Source organism: Bacteroides caecigallinarum (genome assembly GCF_016901995.1).
In the GTDB taxonomy this organism is placed as follows: Bacteria; Bacteroidota; Bacteroidia; order Bacteroidales; family Bacteroidaceae; genus Phocaeicola; species Phocaeicola cellulolyticus.
The window spans coordinates 1-21,165 of record NZ_JACJLE010000050.1 but is presented as its reverse complement, the minus strand read 5'-3'; the positions used below and the strand labels follow the sequence as shown (position 1 = coordinate 21,165).

At 38.5% G+C, this 21,165-nt stretch carries 20 protein-coding genes and 1 pseudogene; 17 read left to right on the top strand and 4 right to left on the bottom strand.

Annotation, left to right across the window (positions count from 1 at the left end; genetic code table 11):
- Positions 1-114: 114 nt before the first annotated feature.
- Together H6A61_RS12515 and H6A61_RS12510 are read right to left on the bottom strand one after the other, a co-directional pair.
- Positions 115-606 (bottom strand): toxin-antitoxin system antitoxin subunit, encoded by a 492-nt coding sequence (locus H6A61_RS12515; RefSeq protein WP_204394051.1) that lies wholly within the window; start codon positions 604-606, stop codon positions 115-117.
- Positions 603-893, bottom strand: a complete 291-nt coding sequence (locus H6A61_RS12510; protein WP_154042700.1) for a nucleotidyltransferase domain-containing protein — start codon at positions 891-893, stop codon at positions 603-605. Before H6A61_RS12510 ends, H6A61_RS12515 begins: the two co-directional genes overlap by 4 nt.
- 426 nt (positions 894-1,319) lie before the next feature.
- On the opposite strand from H6A61_RS12510, the gene H6A61_RS12505 reads away from it, so the two are divergent.
- Genes H6A61_RS12505 through H6A61_RS12495 form a run of 3 tightly spaced genes read left to right on the top strand, consistent with a single transcriptional unit; the run spans position 1,320 to position 2,243 of the window.
- Positions 1,320-1,544 (top strand): DUF3791 domain-containing protein, encoded by a 225-nt coding sequence (locus H6A61_RS12505; RefSeq protein ID WP_204394049.1) that lies wholly within the window; start codon positions 1,320-1,322, stop codon positions 1,542-1,544.
- Positions 1,541-2,023, top strand: a complete 483-nt coding sequence (locus H6A61_RS12500; RefSeq protein ID WP_204394047.1) for a DUF3990 domain-containing protein — start codon at positions 1,541-1,543, stop codon at positions 2,021-2,023. Before H6A61_RS12505 ends, H6A61_RS12500 begins: the two co-directional genes overlap by 4 nt.
- Before the next feature lie 4 nt (positions 2,024-2,027).
- A complete protein-coding gene (locus H6A61_RS12495; protein ID WP_154042698.1) occupies positions 2,028-2,243 on the top strand; it encodes a hypothetical protein in 216 nt (71 codons plus the stop codon).
- Between the two features lie 96 nt (positions 2,244-2,339).
- On the opposite strand, the gene H6A61_RS12490 is transcribed toward H6A61_RS12495, so the two are convergent.
- Both H6A61_RS12490 and H6A61_RS12485 read right to left on the bottom strand, forming a co-directional pair.
- Entirely contained in the window at positions 2,340-2,588 is a 249-nt protein-coding gene (locus tag H6A61_RS12490) for a DUF4248 domain-containing protein (RefSeq protein ID WP_204394045.1), read from the bottom strand.
- Between the two features lie 267 nt (positions 2,589-2,855).
- A complete protein-coding gene (locus H6A61_RS12485) occupies positions 2,856-5,279 on the bottom strand; it encodes a DUF3987 domain-containing protein (RefSeq protein ID WP_204394043.1) in 2,424 nt (807 codons plus the stop codon).
- 791 nt (positions 5,280-6,070) lie between these two features.
- Between H6A61_RS12485 and H6A61_RS12480 the strand changes: the two genes are divergently transcribed.
- The 14 genes and pseudogenes from H6A61_RS12480 to H6A61_RS12415 all read left to right on the top strand — a co-directional run.
- Positions 6,071-6,874: a polysaccharide biosynthesis/export family protein gene (locus tag H6A61_RS12480; protein ID WP_204394041.1), complete on the top strand. Its 804-nt coding sequence runs from the start codon at positions 6,071-6,073 to the stop codon at positions 6,872-6,874.
- A 140-nt stretch (positions 6,875-7,014) separates the two neighbouring features.
- A complete protein-coding gene (locus H6A61_RS12475; protein WP_204394039.1) occupies positions 7,015-9,441 on the top strand; it encodes a GumC family protein in 2,427 nt (808 codons plus the stop codon).
- Between the two features lie 24 nt (positions 9,442-9,465).
- The gene (locus tag H6A61_RS12470) at positions 9,466-10,623 is read left to right on the top strand and encodes an AAA family ATPase (protein ID WP_154042694.1); all 1,158 of its coding nucleotides are present in this window, start codon (positions 9,466-9,468) and stop codon (positions 10,621-10,623) included.
- Positions 10,624-10,627: 4 nt separating this feature from the next.
- Complete coding sequence (locus H6A61_RS12465; RefSeq protein WP_154042693.1) at positions 10,628-11,155, top strand: hypothetical protein; 528 nt, start codon at positions 10,628-10,630, stop codon at positions 11,153-11,155.
- A gap of 61 nt (positions 11,156-11,216) precedes the next feature.
- Positions 11,217-12,509 carry an AAA family ATPase gene (locus H6A61_RS12460; RefSeq protein WP_204394037.1) on the top strand — a complete coding sequence of 431 codons (1,293 nt, stop codon included), beginning with the start codon at positions 11,217-11,219 and terminating at the stop codon, positions 12,507-12,509.
- Positions 12,499-13,299 carry a hypothetical protein gene (locus H6A61_RS12455; RefSeq protein WP_204394035.1) on the top strand — a complete coding sequence of 267 codons (801 nt, stop codon included), beginning with the start codon at positions 12,499-12,501 and terminating at the stop codon, positions 13,297-13,299. The genes H6A61_RS12460 and H6A61_RS12455 overlap by 11 nt, the downstream gene beginning before the upstream one ends.
- A gap of 19 nt (positions 13,300-13,318) precedes the next feature.
- Positions 13,319-14,449 carry an AAA family ATPase gene (locus tag H6A61_RS12450; protein ID WP_239469211.1) on the top strand — a complete coding sequence of 377 codons (1,131 nt, stop codon included), beginning with the start codon at positions 13,319-13,321 and terminating at the stop codon, positions 14,447-14,449.
- Between the two features lie 6 nt (positions 14,450-14,455).
- A pseudogene (locus H6A61_RS12445) lies at positions 14,456-14,722 on the top strand (IS66 family transposase); the annotation flags it as partial.
- 489 nt (positions 14,723-15,211) lie between these two features.
- The gene (ltrA, locus tag H6A61_RS12440; protein ID WP_204394033.1) at positions 15,212-16,618 is read left to right on the top strand and encodes a group II intron reverse transcriptase/maturase; all 1,407 of its coding nucleotides are present in this window, start codon (positions 15,212-15,214) and stop codon (positions 16,616-16,618) included.
- Positions 16,619-16,762: 144 nt separating this feature from the next.
- Positions 16,763-16,912: a hypothetical protein gene (locus H6A61_RS12435; protein ID WP_204394031.1), complete on the top strand. Its 150-nt coding sequence runs from the start codon at positions 16,763-16,765 to the stop codon at positions 16,910-16,912.
- Between the two features lie 85 nt (positions 16,913-16,997).
- Positions 16,998-18,518 carry an MATE family efflux transporter gene (locus H6A61_RS12430; RefSeq protein WP_204394029.1) on the top strand — a complete coding sequence of 507 codons (1,521 nt, stop codon included), beginning with the start codon at positions 16,998-17,000 and terminating at the stop codon, positions 18,516-18,518.
- Between the two features lie 6 nt (positions 18,519-18,524).
- Entirely contained in the window at positions 18,525-19,634 is a 1,110-nt protein-coding gene (locus H6A61_RS12425) for a glycosyltransferase family 4 protein (protein ID WP_204394027.1), read from the top strand.
- A 10-nt stretch (positions 19,635-19,644) separates the two neighbouring features.
- Positions 19,645-20,640, top strand: a complete 996-nt coding sequence (locus tag H6A61_RS12420; RefSeq protein WP_204394025.1) for a hypothetical protein — start codon at positions 19,645-19,647, stop codon at positions 20,638-20,640.
- On the top strand, positions 20,637-21,165 hold a 529-nt coding region (locus tag H6A61_RS12415), incomplete at its 3' end, for an acyltransferase family protein (RefSeq protein ID WP_204394023.1). The genes H6A61_RS12420 and H6A61_RS12415, both read left to right, overlap by 4 nt.

The window sequence follows — 21,165 nt, the reverse complement described above, 5'->3', positions numbered from 1 at the left end:
AATCAAAGCAATCATGCAAAACATCGTCTATATCAGGATATAAAAGTTACAAGTTGACGAGTTGACAAGGCTGCCATCCGAATGGGGAACCTTGTCAACTCGTCTCCTAGTCTCTTAGTATCCAGTATATTCCTCGCTATAAAACCTTTTCTTGAGTTCTTTGTATATTTCCAGCAGTATATCTGTCTTGTTTATCAATTCGTTTATTGCCTGTACCACTTCCTGATCGTCTATAGGGTAGTCATGAGCAATCTCGTTTCTGAGTTCACGGACATATATCCATTCTGAAACTGAAGGAATGATGTTGTATCTTTCCAGCCGGTTCAGTATATCACGCATAGGTAATGAACTTATGTCTTCATTCAGATGCTCCAAAATATAACGGAAAAGTTTGGCTCCCATTGCGTCCTGCAGTTTTGAGAAGCGGAATATAAACTGGTCCAGACAACGGACTTCGTCAGAGGTCAATGTCTGATACTTGTCACACTGTATGGGAAGTATTGCAGACAGTTCGTCCAATGCTTCCTTAATTCGGATTATATGTCTGTCGCATACTTCAAATTCGCGTGTTATACGCTCTCTTATTTCTTTTTCTCTTTCTGTCATTGCAGTAATATACCTTTTGATAAAGCCTCACGTGCTACTACGGATGTCTCGTGATCACCGATAATGTCTATTTTTTGATCTCCAAGCAGTTCTTTCAGCCTCGCTACCATTCGTATTCTTTTCAGTATGCCTCCATCGCTTTGAGGGGTTCGCAACAGAAGGTCTATGTCACCACCACGTTTACTCTCATCGGTGCGTGACCCGAAGAGATATACTTTCACACCCTTGCCGTATATCTCGTCCGCAACTTTCAGTATTGTTTCTATTTCCTTTCTGCTCAAACGCATACATTTTCGTTTTTTACAAATACTCTTTCCACAAAAGTAATTTTTATTCCCGATATAACCAAATTATAAGTTTTTTAGTTTATAAGTTAGTTTATAAGTTCTTGTATTTTTAAACTATAAATCACCTAAATTTACCATTCCACAAAAATATATCGGTTTTCAGAATGAAAAGACATCTTATAGGCGTTCGTTATCGCAAGAGAATGCTATTAATAAAAGGTGACAACTCGTCAACTAGTATCCCCCGTCGAAGGCCTCCGTCACTACGGAATAAACTCCCAGTCAGACTATGCCCGCCTGGAACTGAAGAAGTTTTGAGGTATTTCCCCAAGCTAAAGTATCTCATTACGTTTGTTTTTCTGTGTTATAATGTTTATTTTTGTCACATTGATGAAATTCTAAAAAGTTAAGGGGTTTTGTATTAAAATGAACAAGAAAGAAAAAGACATAGCCTTATTCATTGCATTCTGCATTGAAGAATATGGGGCAGACAAAGGTATGAGTGGTAAGGAAGTTCTTGATCTGTTTTCCAGGTATGGCGTGACCGATTATTTGAGTAAGTGCTTTGAACCGCTTCACACCCAAGGTCGCGATTGGTTAATTGATGAGATAGACGAATTTATACAAATAAGAAAGAATAAGGAAGAATGAAGGTATATCACGGTAGTTTAGAGGTAGTGGAGCACCCTATGATACTCCGTCCTAACCGTAAACTTGACTACGGCGAGGGTTTTTATACCACTACTTCGGAAAAACAATCCAAAGAATGGGCGGAAAGGCGTATGCTTGAGAAACACTCCGACTGTGGATATGTGAATATATATGAGTTTGACGAAACAAAAATATCGGAGTTCAAAAGCCTGATTTTCACTGAACCTGGAAAGGATTGGACAGAGTTTGTTTTGGCGAACAGAACACAAAAAGGCTTTACACACGACTATGACATAGTTTATGGACCGGTGGCCAATGATAAGGTTTATATTCAATTTAGTCTGTATGAATCCGGTGTTATCAGTATTGAAACGCTTATCCGTGAACTTAAGACATACAAATTGGTTGATCAGTATCTTTTTCATACAGAAAAAGCGCTGAAAGCCTTGAATTTTATAGAAGCAATTAAAATAGTATAACGATATGTTCCAGATAAACCAAAGCAATCTTCACCTGCTTTTGCCCGGGAAAATAAGCTGGCTGGTGGAATACCTGCATGATGACTACGGTTTCACGCTTCAAGAGTGTCTGAACCGTATCTACAGCTCAAATCTCTACAAAAAATTATCGACAGAAAGTACCAAATATTGGCATTTGGGCCCTGTAGATTTGTATGAAGAATTGAAAATGGAATTGTGACGAGGGACGAGTTGACTAGTTACTAGTTAACAAGTTGACCAGGTCGCCATCCGGATGGAGAACCTCGTCCCCTTGTAACTGATGCCTAGTAACTTATCAGAACGGTTCCCCCAAATGCTTCACTATCACCGCCACCTCCGCTTTCAGCAGATACTGGCGGTTCTTGTCGTATCCCATTTCATCCAGCTCCTTCATCATCGGAGGGCAATTCCTTATCCATCTTCGGAAATTCCTCGAGGCAGCCGCTTTCGACACGTCGGGAAAATACATCATTGCCAGCTCATTCTTCTTGTATGTACGCAGACGGAATTCCTGTTCTGCCTGCTCTTTCTGTCCGTTGATCATATGCCTTTTGTTTTTGATTTTACGTAAAGTTACTAAAAATCAGGCAGATAACCAAACTGTGAAAGAACAATATCGGCGGTATGACCGCCATTGTGCGGATTTTTCCTTTCTTGTGTTCCGGAAAAAACGTGCGCACATTTAAGGTAAAGCGTGCGCACGTTTAAGATCGAATGGACGCACGCTTGAGACCGAACGTGCGCACGCTTGAAAGCGGACTTTTCAAGGGGGATTTCCTGTTGCGTGAGTTATATTTTGTGCTCATTGTGCTCACTTTGTCCGTTTGAACATTTTTTTCAGCTTACCTGTCTTCTTGAAGCCTGTCTCAACCCTTATTATCAGGCCGCTTGCGAGATATTTTTCAAGTGCTCGTCTGGCAGCGGAGACATTGGATCCACACTTCAGGGCTTCGTCGCGGAACTCGCTGTAACGGAATATGTCAGGCATCTTCTCCAACACCGGAAGAAGCTTGTAGTAATTGGTCAGCTTCTTTCTTGCGGCTGTATTCATCAGCATGGTGGAGATATTGGCGGAATGCTTCAGGCTGGTGAGTACTATCTTCATGGCCGTGTCGAAGTCTTCGTCCGAGCATGTATATTCGTTTACCTGCCACCCGGCTTCCATTATTCTCATGCAGCTCAACACCATGGCTATCCTTATCATGATGAGACCGGACCTCTTCACTATACCTGCCGAATGCGGACTGTCTTCGGCTGTGGCTATACCCAGCTCGGCATCGAAGGTCTCGCTGTGTATGTCCCATTGCTCACGGGTGAAATGTATAAATATCTCTTTGCCACGGGTGTTGAAGAAATTGACTTTCAGCTTCTCGCCCAGTTTGCCGAACAGTTCTTTAGCGTCGATGTTTCCGTTTCCGTCGAGTGGCGACTGCGACTTCCATCTGTTGTCGGTTCCCATCATATAGAATAGGAATCGGCTGTACATACCGTCCTCGAGCGACTTGAAGAACCGGACGAACTGCTCGGGAGTACCGCTCATCAGTATTGCCAGTCGGGGTTCTTTCACTTCGATAGGCTCCTTGTCTGTCCTGAAACGCAGACCTATGCCCTCGTGAGCGAATATCATACGCAGCTCGGGTGCATGTCGTGCATAATCGGTGTTCAGGGCTTCGCACATCATGTCTATCTCGGCCAGTATCATGATATTGCCGTCGTCCTTGGCCACCATCATATCTCTGATCAGCTGGCTCTTCGATATGTTGGCATGCAGCAGGAATGCCTGGTAGGGAGGTTCCACAGGTTTCAGCTCTATGTTGGCTGTCCTGTTTTCCTTTATGGCCCTTTTCTGCTCCAGTTCCCATATCTGCATCTTCTTCTCGAACTCCCTCTTCGCAGCGTGATAGATGTTGGCAAATTCCTCGTTTACCTTTATGGCAAGTTCTGTGGCGTACATGGCAGCTCCTTTTCCTGCTCCGGCTTCGGCTACAAAGCAAGTGTAGAGATGTGGCGAATATTTACGGTTGCCGTAGATTGTCCTTGCTGCCGGGAACAAGCTGCTCAGGACGCTGATGGACGACAGCAGGATTGTATCCCTCTCCCTCTTGTCTTTGGCTATAACGAGCAGCTCGCTAAGGTCTTCCGGAAGATGGTCGTAAATCTCGTCGGGTAATGCCGGACAGAATTCGTCTATCAGCTCCCCTTCATCCTTATCGTTATCCATAAATTCCTCATTATCCGCATTTTGTTTCGTTTGTGCACTCTGAAATGGTTTCATAGGAGCATTTTGAGCATTGTGAGCACTGTTTGTCTGTATTTGAACTCCTTCTTCACCGTTCTCGTAGCCCCATTTTACAGCGTTCGTTATCTCCTTTGCCGTGATGCCGGACTCTACCCCGCGACTGCACGCCAAGTATATCGCTTCGTCAAGTTGCCATGACTGTACCTTGTGCCAGCGGAGATATTTTCCCAGGAAGAGCATTGTGCTGTGACGGCTGCCACGCACGTAGGTATATTTGGCGAAGAAGCGCTCCATTATCTTAGTCACATCGGGAGCTGAGGAACTATCCATTTCCGTCTCATATCCAAGCGACAAAGCCTGAGTTACGGGATTGTTCAGAACACGGAAATCCTCCGAAGTGTCAGGACCGCTCGCAGGAACATAGCTAAATGGATTATAATCCCCGTCATAGTCGAACACCGTAGCGTCAGGATTGAAATAGATATCCGGATCATACGAAGCAAGGCTGGCACGGGCAAAATCCCTGCATGCCATATCCAGCTCCATGCCGGTGAGTTCCTTCAGACGGGCTGCCACACACTCGTATGCATTACGATACACATCTATATGCACCACACCTATGTTCACCACTATCCTCAGTCCCCTGCCCGAAGAAGTCACATGCAGGATGACCACCCACGGAAACACCTCCAGCAGTTCCCGAGCCGCCTTCAACTGTTCCGGAAGCATATTGTCGATGTCGAACATCGCCCAACCGGTCCTTTCCGTCGTGTCCTTGAAGAAACGCCCCATGCGGCACACTCCCCCATAAACCACTGCAGGCAGCTTCAGTTTCAGTCCCGAAGTTTCATCCTTCCTGCCCTCATTCACCAGGGCACGGATCTGCTCCACCAATGATTTGTACTTACCGTTACGTATGGCATCCACCCACTCGCTTGCATCGATTACTGCGCTAGCCTCTTTGCTGTAGAGGCTTGAAAATTCAGTAATTTTCATTTCTTTCCGTTTTAGTCGATTTATAATAATAGTCCCCGCCTCCCCGGTTTCTATCTTGTATTGTTGTTTCTCTGACAAAAATACACTATCTTAAAATCAACTCCAAATGTTAAAAACAACACATTTTTGCTATATATTATCCGTTGCAGATATATTCTGTCCGCATTTGACGGTTTAATAATTTATTAATTTAACCATCCTTATAAATATTTAAAATCGAATATTTTTTATACTTTTGCAATGTAAAACAAGTTTTCGTATGACAAAATCAAAGAAAAACACTTTAATCAATAACATTATTAACAATTTAAAATTATTTCTTATGAAAAAAAATTTTGCCAGTAGAAACCATGTGCATGTTCATCGAGTTAATCACCCAAGTACTTTATTTCCGCAGCCGCGAGAACCGTCTCAGCAAGTCCGATATAGCAAGACTCCGCAAGTATATCAGGCTCCTTAACCACTGTATAAAGGAAATTAGCAGGAAAAATGAATAAATTCTGTAATAAATCAAGGCTTTTTGTGCGGATTTACAGTCTTTTTCCTCTTTTTTTTGTTACAACATAAGGTTTTTTGTAATTTTGTGCGCAATTATAGTCAGACGGACTCTCTGGCATCCGCTTTTCAGTGGAAATACGGATGTGACAGGGAGCCGCGAAGCGTACCAGAAAGACAAGTTACAAGGCAACCTAGTCAACTGAAGCCTAGTAAACGAAAGCCTCGTCAACTTGTCAACTAGTCCCCTAGTCAACTAAAAAAAACAAACTTAAAAACTTAAAAACTTATACATCATGCGTTTAAGGAAAACATTCCTTGGCTGCGCCATCATGGCAGCCTTAATGGGCGTTACATCATGTTCGTCTTACAAGAGCGCCCTCTACATGCAGGACTCAGAAGTATTCAATGAAATTTCAAAACCCCAGCTTTACGATTTCCGTATCATGCCTAAGGATGAGCTGACAATCATTGTCAGTACTACTAATCCGGAGGCTTCTGCACCTTTTATCCGTAAGTTTGGACAGAGTAAGGAATTTACAAGTGGTAATACAGCCGGACTGCAGAATACAAATCTTACAAGCTACCTTGTAGATAACGATGGCTATATAGACTTCCCTGTTCTGGGTATGATAAAGGTAACAGGAATGACAACCCGTGAATGTGAAGCCCATTTCCGTGAACTTCTGAAACCATACCTAAAAGAAGTTCCGAACGTAACAGTAAGCACATCAAACTATAAATTCAGTGTCCTTGGCGAAGTTGGACATCCCGGTACATACAGTACCACCAACGAAAAGATGACTGTCTATGAAGCCCTTGCCCTTGCAGGCGACATGACACTCTTTTCCGTACGCGACAATGTACAGCTCATGCGTGAAGATGCCACCGGCAAGCGTCAAGTCTATACATTAGACCTCACACGTGCCGACGTAGCCAATTCACCTTATTTCTATATACAGCAAAACGATGTCATCTATGTGAAACCAACCAAAGCCAAGGTACGCAGCAACACATTCAGCACCAACGCCTCAATGTGGATAACACTCCTCAGCTTGGTTACATCAGTCACTACCCTAGTCATCGCCCTCAGCAAATAAACAAGGGAACAAGGTATCAGTTACCAGTTAACAAGGTTTGGCTTTGCCGCTCGCAGCTTCCATCCGCACGGCAACCTCGTCAACTTGTCAACTCGTCCCCTAATTTTTAATTATTAATTCTTAACTCTTAATTAAATTACATGGAGAATCAAAATAACTACTTCGAAGAAGAAAACGAAAAACCAGTCAACTGGCAAGCCCTTATAATGGAATATCTCATACACTGGCCATACATAGTAGCATTTTTAGTTGTATGTATGATAGGTGCATATATCTATCTCCGCTATCAGTCCCCTGTATATAATGTTAATGCCACAGTCCTTATCAAACAGGGCGACAAGACCAAGAACAGCAGTGCCGCATCCACATTCGCAGCCATGCAGGATTTGGGAATGATGTCAATGGCAAGCAATTTCGACAATGAGGTTGAGATTATCCAGTCACGCACACTGATAAAGAAGGTAGTCAATACCCTTAGTCTGAATATTAACTATAGCGAAAAGCAGACATTCGGCTATCCTCGCACACTTTATAAGAATAGTCCTGTAAAGGTATGGATGGCGCCAGAAGAAGCCGACCGCCTTCAGGGAGCAATGCGTCTCAGCATAAGTCTCACTCCTGACAGTACATTCAGTGTAAAGGCACTTTATCGCTATAATGGCGAGGAAATGGAAGAGACACGTTCTTTCGACCGTATGCCTGCATTATTGATTACTCCTGCCGGAACTGTAAGCTTTACAGCTCCAATGGATACAGCAACAGCCATTGTTAAGGAACCGCGTACAATAGAGGCAGTCATCGCCTCACCTACTGCTACAGCTGCCGGATTTAAATCACGACTTACAGCTGAACCAACCAGCAAGACAACATCAATCATAGCCCTTAGCTATTCTGATGTAAATGTCAGTCGTGGAATCGACTTTATTAATACCCTTGTAAGCCTGTATAACAGCGATGCCAACGACGATAAGAACGAAGTGGCAAGCCGTACAGCAGAATTCATCAATGCCCGTATCGAGATTATCAATAAGGAACTTGGTACAACAGAAAAGGAACTAGCAGAATATAAGCAGAAAGCCGGACTTACCGATATAAGCAGTGATGCACAAATTGCACTTCAAGGAAGCAATGAATATAATGCACGTCGTGCCGAGAACGCCACACAGCTTCGTCTTGTGGAATTCCTCCGCCAGTATATTGACAATCCGGCAAACCGTTACGAAGTAATTCCTGCCAATGTAGGAATTACCGATGCAACACTTACAACAGTTATTACCCAGTATAACGAAATGTTGATAGAGCGCAAACGTCTTCTTCGTACATCAAGCGAAGAAAACCCTGCAGTCGCAAATCTTGATATCTCTCTGGCTGCTACACGTAACAGCGTCCTTACCACAGTGGAAAGCGTACATAAAGGACTTCTTATCACACGTAGTAACCTTGATATTGAGGCAGGGAAATACGAGTCACGTATCAGCAACGCCCCTATCCAGGAAAAGGAACTTATCAGTATCTCACGCCAACAGGAAATTAAGGCAAACCTTTACCTTATGCTACTCCAGAAACGTGAGGAAAATGCCATCACACTTGCATCAGTGGCAAATAACGGACGTATTATTGAAGAACCGTTATATGGTGGTCAGACAGGACCGAAATCCAAGCAGATATACATGATAGCTTTTGTGCTTGGAATAGCAATTCCTGTAGGCTGTTTGTGGCTCATCCGTATGCTCCGTTTCAAGATTGAAGGCCGTGCCGATGTTGAAAAGATTACTGACATAACAATTGTAGGCGATGTTCCCGAGACACCTCTACGCAGCGAGGGAGCAATCGTAATCCGCGAAAACCGTAATGACCTAATGGAAGAAGTGTTCCGCAGCGTTCGTACCAATGTACAATATATGCTCCGTGAAGATCAGAAAGTTGTTCTTATCACATCTACCGGTCCCGGTGAAGGCAAGAGTTTTATAGCAGGTAATCTTGCTACATCATTTGCCTTTATGGGCAAGAAGACAGTTATTGTAGGAATGGATATCCGTAAGCCGGGCTTGAACCGTGTGTTCAATATCTCAAGCAGGATACAGGGAATCACCCACTATCTGGCATCCCCTTCCGATACCGACTTGATGTCATTATGCCAGAAGAGCGATGTATGCGACAACCTCTACATCCTTCCCGGCGGAACGGTACCTCCTAACCCTACAGAGTTAGTGGCACGCGACACACTTGACAAGGCAATGGAAATATTGAAGCAAAATTTCGATTATGTAATTCTTGACACAGCCCCTATCGGTATAGTGACTGACACCCAGCTCATTTCGCGTGTAGCAGACGTCAGCATCTATGTATGCCGTGCCGACTATACCCACAAGAGTGATTATGCCCTTATCAACGAGCTTAAGTCAGAAAACAAACTTCCTAACCTCTGCACCATTATCAACGGTATAGATATGGACAAACGCCGCAACGGCTACTACTACGGCTATGGTAAATATGGCAAGTACGGCAAATACGGCTATGGCAAGAAGTACGGCTATGGCTACGGCTATGGCTATGGTAAGGACTAAAACACGAAACACATTTAGTTGACAATGAAACGCTTAATAATAAGAAAATTTGGCCCTATACAAGATGCGATGCTTGAATTAGGTCAAATAAATATTATAACCGGTTTGCAAAGTTCCGGCAAGAGTTGTATTCTTAAAGTAGCATGTTATTGTTCGTATGTTGAAAAAAGAATAGAACTGTCTCAAAGTACTAAAGAATTTGAGGAAGGAACATCATTCATTGATTCTATGGCAGGATATTACGATATATCAAACTATATACAAGATAATACCTACATCGAGTATGAGACCGGCCATTTAAAGTTCCTTTATGACCATTCCGTTAAAAAGTTTACAATGAAATGGAAGTCTTCCCGCTGGAAATATAAACGTCCCAAAGTAACATATATTCCTGCCGACAGGAATCTTGTGGCGTCAATTCCGGTTTGGAGCTCTATCCCGCTTGACAAGAACATGGTTGAGTTCATGGCAAACTGGGACAAGGCCCGTAAGTTCTTGAAAATAGAGAATAACCTATTGAATTTAGGAATTTCATATGTTTACGACAGTGCCTCCAATTCAGACAAAATAGTTCTTGTAAACGGCAGGCCTTTAAAGCTTAAGGAAGGTTCAAGCGGCATCCAGTCATTATTACCGATGTATGTTCACCTTGATTATATAACCAACGGACAGTATGGCGACAATAACGTAAAGATTTCGTATGAACAGGCAGAAGAGCGAAAGAATCTTCTATCCTTGATATACGGCTCTTTATACAGGAAAGATAAGACAGATGATAATTTAGTGACATTTAAAGTTGGCGGTTATGATTATGGATTTTCCGATGTTGATGAAGCCAACAAGTTTATGACAGTCTATGAAAACTATTTTAAAACAGATCATAGCGACATCTATTTGGAAGAACCGGAGAACAATTTATTCCCCCCCACCCAATGTCAGTTCATAAAATGGTTGGTCGAAGCAATAAAAAAACATAACGATACATTATTTATTGCCACTCACAGTCCGTACATATTAGACGAACTGATAAAACAAGCTCCCAAAGGTTTAAATGTATTTTTCACTCACTGTACAGATAAAACGACTTCTACATATTCAGTCAGACAGTTGAAGGATTCAGAAATAAAAGAAATGTATGGTAATGGTGTAGATATCTTTTTCAATTTTGAATTATACCTTTAATTTTATGAAAGACAGAAAGCCGTACATAATGCCGGAGTGTTATGTTGATACAAACTTGATAGAATATCTGGTAAAGGCAGGTGTAAACCACCAGCATAGTTGTACAAAGGTTGTAGGTTTACTTAAAAATAAATTTGCAGATAAGTTTGCAATTGGTATAATAGACAAGGATAAAGTTGAATTAGGTTATATAAAGGATTGTAATACTGTTGCCGAAACCAAACATCTGACAGTCATGAAACATAAATCAGTACATCAATATCTTATAACTGTAAAACCTGCAATAGATAAATTCATTTTAGATTGTGCAACGGAGCAGAAAGTCAATCCTGAAATTTATGATTTACCTTCAAAGCTAAAAGATTTTACTAAAGTCTCAAAATCAGTAACATCAAACGATGACAGAAGGTTTAAGGAATTGTTTGAAGCTATTAAGGAGAATTACGAGATCAAGACTCTCAAAAAAGTTCTGAAATATTTGTCAGAGCAACAGTATAAAGCTGATATAGAGCAATTGAAAAGTCTGTTCTGAATGTTTTTAATCAGGTCATACCAATCTATGTATTTCCATTAAATATCAATAGCATATCATAATGAATAATCATCAAAGCTATATATACAGTTTAGACAACTATCAGGCAATAAATAAAGCCCGGTTAAGACTCGACGGTATCACTGTTCTTGCAGGTCCTAACGGATGCGGCAAAAGTACGCTTTCACGGTGGCTTTATTACCTTGTAAATACAATCAATCAGTTTGATAAATTGGTTACTGATGATTTTATCAGCCGTTTTTATTACAACTTGCTTGACTTAAAAAGAACATCCATTACTGATATCCATTCTGAACCGTTGTTAAGGTTAGATGATTTGCGTAAAGAGGATTTAAGCATAGACAGATTCACGGATATATACACGAAAATCCTGCGAAGATACTATACAGATCTTTTGATATGGAACGGAAATAAAGATATACCGCGAAGTGAGAAGGAACGTGTTTTCTCTTTTCTTAATTTACCCTATTCTTCAAATGATGAAGAAAACGAAGATGCGATAACCGCTTTCTACAGAAAATACATATCGGGAATAAAATCAATGTCTGATATTTCAAAGAATATTAAACTTGTTCATCCCCAAAGGGAGTTGTTCGATTTTATTTGCAGGAAATATAATGAATCAAGAAAAGACATTCCATCCCTACAGCTGTCCGAATCAGGAAATGACATATTGAAAGGAGACACTTTTAATTATCCATATAATCTCAAGAAGGCCATATACATAGACACCCCTATGGCATTGGGGCATAAGGACATACGGAGCATTTCGTGGACATCTTTGCAGGATATGATGATAAACGAGAGCAGGAAGCCTACTTCCGAGGAGCAGAGAATCATTTTCTACATAAAAAAAGTAATAGACGGAACATTCTCAATTAAGGAAAACATATTCCAGAATAAGGAAATAAGATATGTCCGCAGGGACGGACTGGATATTACCTTAGAAAAGGCAGCAACCGGTCTGAACGCCTTTGCCTATCTGTTGTTACTGTTGCAGAACGGATATCTTGACAGCGAAACGCTCTTGCTGATAGACGAGCCTGAAGCCCATCTGCATCCACAGTGGATAGTGGAATTTGCCCGTGTGTTGGTAACAATCCATAAGAAACTGGGTGTAAATATCATGATTGCCAGCCATAACCCGGACATGGTTTCAGCCATATCATCCATAGCAAAGAAAGAAGAAGTGGAAGACAAGATCAACTTCTATCTAGCAGTGAAAGAAAACGATTCATGGCAATATTCCTACAAACCATTAGGAACGGATATATCCGATATATTCCGATCGTTCAATATCGCATTGTCAAGAATAAAGGAATATGGAGAGTAATACCGTTTTCGACAATGCCATACTGTTGTCACATAGTGCCTGCAGTAAAGGTTATGGCTTAAAGCTCAATGAAGTCAGCATACGTGACTACAAGTCAGGCGGATTCAACGACAAGATTGTATGTATAGACCTTGACACATACGAAAGAGCTGCAAAGTCAGGTTCTCCTAATAATACGATGGACGCAGCCATAGGTATATGCAACTATCAAAACAACAGAAGGGTAAGTAAAAGACTCTTATTGGTTGAATTAAGATTGGACTATAAAAGCTCAAAAAATCTTAGCGGAACTGAATTACGCCGTAAGTCCTCACATTCCAGAGAACTGCTAGGAATGGAAATAAGTATAGACCCGAATGATTATTTCATATTCGATGATACGATAATAGAAGAATCAAGACGCAAGATAAACAATCTGGCTATAGAAAACGGATATAAAGACAAATGGCACAGCCAGACGGTAGAAGAGTTTAACAGTTTTGTTCAAGATGCGGAACTTCTGCCCTACTGTCCTGTCAACTCTCCAGAGCAGATTTGCAGTGAAATAGAATCATGTATCAAAGACATCAATTGCTTAATAATGATTAGCGACAAATGGCTTCAGGAAGCAAGAAACTATAAAGACCGTTATAATTTTAATGAAACCGAGTCTATATGCAATGCAGTAATAGCGAGCTTGAAAAATATTCTTGATGAACATCATTTTGATGATGAAAAAGTCGAATGGTATATTGAGGAAATGATTTCCGATTATGAAGGGGTATTGAAATCTGTAAAAAGACTTATTTAAGTCAGTATTTACATTAAATATGAACTACCTTAAGATAAAGAATTTCGGTCCTGTTAAGGACGCAACAATAGAACTTAAACCATTCCTTGTTCTCACAGGAGGACAAGGAACCGGCAAGAGTACCATTGCAAAATTATTATGCATATTCCAGGATTACTACTGGTATGTATCAATATTAGAGGATAACGACACAGTTGAAGTTCTGTTTCTAGAATACGGAATATCAGAGTATTTCAACAAAAACACCTATATCGAATACAGCTGTAATGACATTTTCATCACATATCAGGACAGTCGTTTCAGCTTCAAGCATAGGGAAATCATTGGAAGAGACAGGCTGCTGTCATACTACGGAGATAAAATATCCGGCAAAATATGCAGTCTGCTGCTTAGTCAGGAACTCTTAACCGAAGATTTGCTGGAGAAATTTCTGGACAAGAATTTGCCTTTTATCAAAAGCTACTGTGCATCTTCGCTGTATATACCGACAGGACGAAATATCGCAGCCACATTCTCCAGTGCCCTGTCAACCATGATAGACTCGCAGATTTCTTTCGATCCTGAATTTATCAGATTCATAAATTATTTCGAGAGAGCCAGAAAGCAGTTCCGTGTATATTCATTGCCTGAAATGGAAGATGTAGCATATTTATATGAAAAAAAGAAAGAAGGCATAATTATACCACAGGAAGACGACATCAAAACACTTCCTTTAAGTGAATGTTCTTCCGGCTTGCAATCCCTATTGCCTATGGTTATGACAATGGACTATTGTATCAATGAAAATATGTTCGATTCATACATAGTAGAGGAGCCTGAACAGAACCTATCTCCCTCAGAACAGCTTGCAGTATTGAGACATATAATATGTAGTATGAAAAAATGCAATAACACAGTAAGTCATGTCATTACAACTCACAGTCCCTATCTTCTATCCGGCATAAACATTTCCCTTATAGCGGGACATTTAGCACAGCATCCTGAATATTATGAAGAAACAGAAAATAAACTACCTTCAGAATACCATCTTTCTCTCGGCAGTGTGGCGGCATACGCCCTAGGTGATAAAGACAATTATTGCAAGGACATAATAAATCCACAGACAAACACTATAAATCAGAATTATCTTGATATGACCTTTAACTTCTGAAATTAGATCTTCTCCTACAGAAACAATGGAGAATTCTTCATCGACAATATGGCTGTGGAAAGGGCAATAAGACCAATCACTGTCCAAATAAAGAAAAGCCTGTTCTTCGGAAGCGTGAAAGGAATACAGAACTCTGCAATCTATAATACCTTTATAGAAACCTGCAAACAGGCAGGAGTCTCCTTCAGGGATTACTTCTGCAGGCTGCTCAGAGAATTTAAAAAGGGAAGAACGGATTACGAAAACCTCCTTCCCATGACAATATGCAAATAATAATCGTTAAATTTGTGGACTCTTTTTTAGACGGGCGCTTGCTGGCGTCCGTCTAAAAGGGGACAGTATGCTCGGCATGAGTATTAGCTAACGGGTGCAAGTCCCTAATGAGCCCTAATAGCGGGAATCATACAGTCAATAGCAAGGGTGTCCATCGTGAGGTGGAATCTGAAAGAAGCTGGCGGCAAACATCTGGTCTGACGAACAGAAACTTCATATAAGGCATAAAAACCGTGGGCAAGGTTGCTGTCCAAACCAAAGCCCTATAGCTATTCGGAACGGTTAATGTAGATGAAGCAGACATAAGATGGAAAGTTAATACCCTTATCCGAGGAGGTCTCACGGACATACAGATTAGTTTTTTTTTTACGAAATGTATGGAGTAAAGCTTGCCGTGAGAAGTCAGCAGATGTCATAGTAGCAAACGTGTCGATAAGTTTGTGAAGGACTGAACCTAATAATTAAACGATAGTAATAGAAACATACCTAATGAAAGAACGAATGCAGAAAACATTATCCGAAGTTAATGACTGCCCTCAAAGAGATAGGTCGGAAACCGAATGGTATGAGGGAGTGCAGACTTTCATGTGGATATGTGAAGACAACATCGTGGAAGTACCATTCGACAAGGAACACCTTTTCGAGCAAATCCTGAGTCCTTCCAATCTTAATCGAGCCTATAAGGCAGTGATTGGAAACAAGGGCTGTGGCGGTATCGACAATATGTCATGTGAACAATTGTTTTCATGGCTACTAGCCAACAAAAATGCGCTCATCCGTTCCTTGATGGACGGTTCTTACCGTCCGAACCCCGTCAAAAGGGTAGAAATCCCCAAGGACAATGGCAAGATGCGTCTATTAGGAATCCCCACGGTGGTAGACCGCTTGGTGCAACAAGCCATTAACCAAGTTCTTAGCCCTATCTATGAGCGTCAATTCTCCAGGAGAAGTTACGGCTTCCGTCCGAGGAGAGGCTGTCATGACGCGGTAAGAGGAGCTCAAGAGATAATCAATACAGGCTACACATACGTAGTAGACCTTGACCTCGAGTGCTTCTTTGATACCGTGAATCACAGCAAACTCATAGAAATCCTCAGCCGTACTATTAAAGACGGCAGAGTTGTCAGTCTAATACACAAGTACCTCCGAAGCGGTGTAATGAACAAAGGTTTGTTTGAAACGAGCGAGGAAGGAACTCCCCAAGGAGGACCACTAAGTCCATTGTTAAGTAATATTATGCTCAATGAACTGGACAAGGAACTCGAACGCAGAGGACTTCCTTTTGTGCGCTATGCCGATGACTCAATGATATTCTGCAAATCCAAAAGGGCGGCAAGAAGAGTCAGGGAGTCCATAACCCGATTTATAGAGGGAACTCTATATCTCAAAGTCAACAAGGAAAAGACTGTAGTGTCATATGTCCAAGGAGTGAAGTATCTCGGGTATTCCTTTTATGTAACGAAAGGCAAATGTCGTCTCACAGTGCATCCGAAATCCAAATCTAAGATTAAATCAAGACTTAAAGAACTGACGAATCGTAGCAACGGATGGGGATACATGAAGAGGAAACAGAAACTGAAAGAATACATACATGGATGGATTGGATACTATCATCTTGCCGAAATGAAACGTTTTCTTCTTGACACAGATGAGTGGTTAAGACGGAGAATACGTATGTGTATATGGAAAGCTTGGAAGAAACCCAAGACCAAGGTGGCAAACCTCATTAAATGTGGTATAGAAAAATACAATGCACGGAAATGGGGTAATACTCGCAAAGGTTATTGGCGTATCGCTGATAGCCCTATATTGAAAGTGGCGATAAATAATGATAGCCTGCTAAAGGCAGGATATCCTACCTTAATGGACTCGTATCTCGAATGGCGCCCAAAATAGGAACCGCCGTATGCCGAACGGCAAGTACGGTGGTGTGAGAGGTCGGTGAACATGAAAATAGGAGATAAACACCTATGATTAATGTTTACCTCCTACTCGATCCCTAAAATTGGAAGTTTACACAAGGGATTCCGCCAACACAGTATGGTCAATGCTAATGCATCCGACTACCCTACTCTTGATCAGACCAGACTTCATCAGGATATAAAATTCAATACACTTGATATTTATCATCATACGGTAAATGGAAATGGTGAGAAGATAGATTTAAGTCTGTATTTACATTATTGTTAAGATTTTATTATTTTAAGAAGCAAATTAAATATATATCAATCAAAGCAGCTCCTTTCAACGTGTTAAACAAATATAAGCAAATATAATGGCCTCACCAGACAACATAAGAATAGTAAAAAATACAGGAATTTTATATATCAGAATGTTAATTCTGATGTTTTTAGGATTTTATACTAGTAGAATAGTTTTAAATTCTTTAGGTGTTGTAGATTATGGTATATATAATGTTGTAGGAGGAATAGTTTCTGTATTTTCTATACTTACAACTGCAATGTCTGGAACTACACAACGATTTATAACTATTGCATTAGGTGAGAATGATATACATAAACTTAAAGAGATATTTTCAGTAGGGTTAAGTATACATATAATTATTTCACTAATAGTTTTTATTTGTATAGAGATATTTGGGCTATACTTTTTGTATAATCAGGCTGTTATACCTGAAGAAAGAATGAATGCTGCTTTTTGGGTATTTCAGATATCAACAGTAACAGCAATACTCACTATTATTAATGTACCGTTTAACGGGGCAATAATTGCTCACGAAAAGATGAGTGCATTTGCCTTCTTTTCGATAATTGATGTAGTAATAAAATTATTGATTTGTTTTATAATTCCATATACAGTTTTAGATAAATTGATTGTTTATGCATGTCTGCTATTTATTGCATCAATAATAAATTTTGTCAGTATGCAAATCTATTGTATAAAACATTTTCAAGAAGCTCGTTATCAATTATTGTGGAATAAAGATATGCTTAAGTCAATGTTTGGAATGACATCTTGGTCATTATTCGATAAAATAGCTTATATAGGTTTTGTTCAAGGAGTTACTTTATTAACAAATATATTCTTTGGACCTGCTATTAATGCAGCATCAGGCATAGCGACACAAGGGAATGGAGTTATTAGTAGATTTACTCAGAATTTTCAGGTCGCAGTAAATCCTCAAATTACTAAAAGTTATGCGCATGGAGACTTAGAAAATATGCATAAATTAATTATTAGAAGTGCTAAGTTTTCATGTTTTCTAATGTTATATCTTATTATACCAGTTTTTTATGAAGCTGAAACATTGTTAGGCATTTGGTTGGGCAACGTACCAGAACATACTGTATCATATTTTAAATTATCTCTTTTTATATCATTGATTTTAGCAATAACCAATCCTTTGGACACAAGTAATATGGCAAGTGGGAAAGTACGCAATTATTTATTGGTAAAAAATATAATATTATTATTTATATTTCCTACAACTTATTTTGTATATAAATTAGGAGGTACCCCTGAATCTTCAGTCACAGTAAATATAGTTATGTTTACAATTGTGATGATTGTTTGTGCAAGAATATTACAATCCCAGATAAAACTGAGTTTTACTTCCTTTTTAAAGGAGGTGGTCTTGAAAATATTATTAGTTACAATTTTGTCAGCTATATTGCCATATATTGTATATAACCAGTTTGCTGGAAATAACATAGTAAGATTATTTATAATACTATTAATATCTACAATATCCACGTCCTTTTTTATTTTCATTTTGGGATTGAATAATAAAGAAAAAGAGTTTATAATACAGAAAATAAAAAATAAAGTACATTAAGATATAATGAATATTCTTTTTATAACAAATAATTTTCCTCCGATAGTAGATGGTGTAGGTGATTATACATATAATATAGCAAAGCAATTTGTTGAGCATAAGCACAATGTATATATTGTATGTAAGAAGACAAATGAAATATGTACTAATGAAAAAGAAATGACTATTTTGCCTATAATAAAAAAATGGGATTTTACTAGTCATAAACCAATAGTAAATTTGATAAGGAATAAGTCTATTGATATAGTTTCATTACAATATGTACCCCATGGCTATCAACAAAAGGGTTTACCTTTCCCTTTAATAAAGTTGACTTACGAAATAAAACAAACTCAAGCGAAACTATTCACTTTTTTTCATGAGGTTTGTATTGATTATTATGGTTTAAACCTAAAAAGAACCTTTTTCTCTTTAGGTATAAGAACTATAGCTAAAAGATTAATAAAAAATAGCGATTATGTAGCAACAAGTATAGAGTATTATGCGGATCGTATACGAAAATTTTATAAGGACATTAATGTTTTCACTGTTCGTATAGCTAGTAATATTCCTTTTAAATATTATAACGAAATATATTTGAAGCAATTAAAGAATAAAATTGCACCGAAAGGAGAATTTGTGATTTTATTTTTCGGAAAGAGGAATGTAGAATACCACGTCGAAGCTATTAAAGAGCTAAAAAGAGAAGGTTATAAAATTGTTATTTTATCTTTAGGAAATACTTCGTTTTTAAAACAAGAATACGGAATTTCTACATATAAAACAGGGATGATAGACATTAATGAAATGTCACAATATTTTCAAATAGCTGATTGCTTTTGCTTACCCGAAAATGATGATTGTGGGTGTTCATTTAAAAGTGGAGCTTTAGCGGCAGGACTTCAATATGGTTTACCTATTATTACAAATAATGGTTTTATGACTGAGTCTTCATTAATCGGAGATAATAATATAATATTTGTCAATGCTAGAAACATTTATGATATAAAAAAATCAATAAAACGTCTTATGCAAGACAAAAATTATTATCAATCAATAAGAATTAATGCATTATCCATAGGGAAAACATTGAATTGGGAGTCAACATTTACTAAATATATGGATATTCTTAAATAATTATATTATAATGATAAATACTTCTTATATTCGCAAATGGTTAAAATTACCAATACATTATTTATATAGCGGTGAGAATTATATGAATGCTAAGGCACAGGAAATTATGATTGATTATAGCTCTGATGTGGTTAATCTCTCAGTTTCAAAAAGGCCGACTATCATTTGTATGTTTGACGATAAAATCGCAAGCGGTGGATTAGCAGATAGATTAAGAGGAATTGTTTCTATGTATATGTATGCCAAACAACTGGAATTTGATTTTAAAATTTTCCATGAAAAAGGTTTTAGCTTATCTGATTTTCTTATTCCTAATAAAATAGATTGGATAATTAAAAAAGAAGATATCTTATACAATAGAAATATAAGTAAAGTAGTTTATGTTGCTTGTGGTAATTACCCATTTGAGGATAGTCTAACATTAAAACATTTGAATAATCAAATCAAGAAAGAAACTGGATTTATTCAATATCATGTCTATCCTTCTTTGAGAATAGGAGATAAACAATTTTCAGAATTATACAACGAACTGTTTAGTCCTTCTGAATTATTATCTAGTGCTATTAATGAAATACATAAACAGATTTCAGAGCCATATGTAACTTGTTCTTTTCGTTTTGTGGAACTTCTTGGAGATTTTAAAGATACAATTCACATTACTTTGCATGAGGAGGAAAAACAGAAATTAATTGAAAGGTGTATTGAGGAACTTACTAATATTCATAAGAAAGAGAAAAAGAAAATAGTAGTAACATCAGACAGTTCAACTTTCTTAAATGAAGTTTGTAAACTGGATTTTGTTTGTGTTTTACCTGGTAAAATAGGACATATTGATTACGATAGTACCTACGAATCACATCTAAAAACATTCGCAGACTTTTATACTATTGCAACAGCTCATAAGGCTTATATGGTAAGATGTCCTATTATGTATAATAGTGGTTTTGCTAGGCGGGCTGCTATGATAAATAATATTCCTTTTGAAGAATATAAATTCAATTTATGAAAGGAAGAAATACTGTAATAGACATAATGAAAGGTATAGGTATTATACTTATGGTTGTTGGACATGCAGGCTGTCCTACATTTCTATATAATTTTATATATACTTTTCATATGCCACTTTTTTTTATGATTTCAGGGTGCTTAATTAGTGGAAGCAAACCTAATTTAATCAAAAGGATAAAGGCTTTATATTGGCCTTTTTTGTTTTGGAATATATTATCGTTAATAATGCAATATCCTTTATATAAATTAGGTATATATTCGAGGGTATATGATTTAAATGAATATATTAGACATTTTGTAAGAATTGTAACTTTTGCACAAGCAGAACCAATAGTAGGTCAATTATGGTTCCTTAAAAGTTTATTTTTCTCTTATTTATTTTTATCTATAATTATATGGGGTACAAGAAATAGTGAGAAAATGTTTAAAATAATAGGGGTAGTTTGCTTTATCCTATTATGCTGTGGATTTTACTTATATAAAGAAAAAGGTTTTGTCTTTTATAATATACAAAGGGAAATGA

Excerpts from the sequence above, each read along its gene's own strand:
- H6A61_RS12475 (WP_204394039.1), top strand. The coding sequence starts at position 7,015 with ATGGAGAATCAAAATAACTACTTCGAAGAAGAAAACGAAAAACCAGTC.
- H6A61_RS12480 (WP_204394041.1), top strand. The coding sequence starts at position 6,071 with ATGCGTTTAAGGAAAACATTCCTTGGCTGCGCCATCATGGCAGCCTTA.
- H6A61_RS12450 (WP_239469211.1), top strand. The coding sequence starts at position 13,319 with ATGAACTACCTTAAGATAAAGAATTTCGGTCCTGTTAAGGACGCAACA.
- ltrA (WP_204394033.1), top strand. The coding sequence starts at position 15,212 with ATGAAAGAACGAATGCAGAAAACATTATCCGAAGTTAATGACTGCCCT.
- H6A61_RS12490 (WP_204394045.1), bottom strand. The coding sequence starts at position 2,588 with ATGATCAACGGACAGAAAGAGCAGGCAGAACAGGAATTCCGTCTGCGT.
- H6A61_RS12430 (WP_204394029.1), top strand. The coding sequence starts at position 16,998 with ATGGCCTCACCAGACAACATAAGAATAGTAAAAAATACAGGAATTTTA.
- H6A61_RS12460 (WP_204394037.1), top strand. The coding sequence starts at position 11,217 with ATGAATAATCATCAAAGCTATATATACAGTTTAGACAACTATCAGGCA.
- H6A61_RS12420 (WP_204394025.1), top strand. The coding sequence starts at position 19,645 with ATGATAAATACTTCTTATATTCGCAAATGGTTAAAATTACCAATACAT.
- H6A61_RS12435 (WP_204394031.1), top strand. The coding sequence starts at position 16,763 with ATGGTCAATGCTAATGCATCCGACTACCCTACTCTTGATCAGACCAGA.
- H6A61_RS12495 (WP_154042698.1), top strand. The coding sequence starts at position 2,028 with ATGTTCCAGATAAACCAAAGCAATCTTCACCTGCTTTTGCCCGGGAAA.
- H6A61_RS12425 (WP_204394027.1), top strand. The coding sequence starts at position 18,525 with ATGAATATTCTTTTTATAACAAATAATTTTCCTCCGATAGTAGATGGT.
- H6A61_RS12455 (WP_204394035.1), top strand. The coding sequence starts at position 12,499 with ATGGAGAGTAATACCGTTTTCGACAATGCCATACTGTTGTCACATAGT.
- H6A61_RS12485 (WP_204394043.1), bottom strand. The coding sequence starts at position 5,279 with ATGAAAATTACTGAATTTTCAAGCCTCTACAGCAAAGAGGCTAGCGCA.
- H6A61_RS12470 (WP_154042694.1), top strand. The coding sequence starts at position 9,466 with ATGAAACGCTTAATAATAAGAAAATTTGGCCCTATACAAGATGCGATG.
- H6A61_RS12505 (WP_204394049.1), top strand. The coding sequence starts at position 1,320 with ATGAACAAGAAAGAAAAAGACATAGCCTTATTCATTGCATTCTGCATT.
- H6A61_RS12515 (WP_204394051.1), bottom strand. The coding sequence starts at position 606 with ATGACAGAAAGAGAAAAAGAAATAAGAGAGCGTATAACACGCGAATTT.
- H6A61_RS12465 (WP_154042693.1), top strand. The coding sequence starts at position 10,628 with ATGAAAGACAGAAAGCCGTACATAATGCCGGAGTGTTATGTTGATACA.
- H6A61_RS12510 (WP_154042700.1), bottom strand. The coding sequence starts at position 893 with ATGCGTTTGAGCAGAAAGGAAATAGAAACAATACTGAAAGTTGCGGAC.
- H6A61_RS12500 (WP_204394047.1), top strand. The coding sequence starts at position 1,541 with ATGAAGGTATATCACGGTAGTTTAGAGGTAGTGGAGCACCCTATGATA.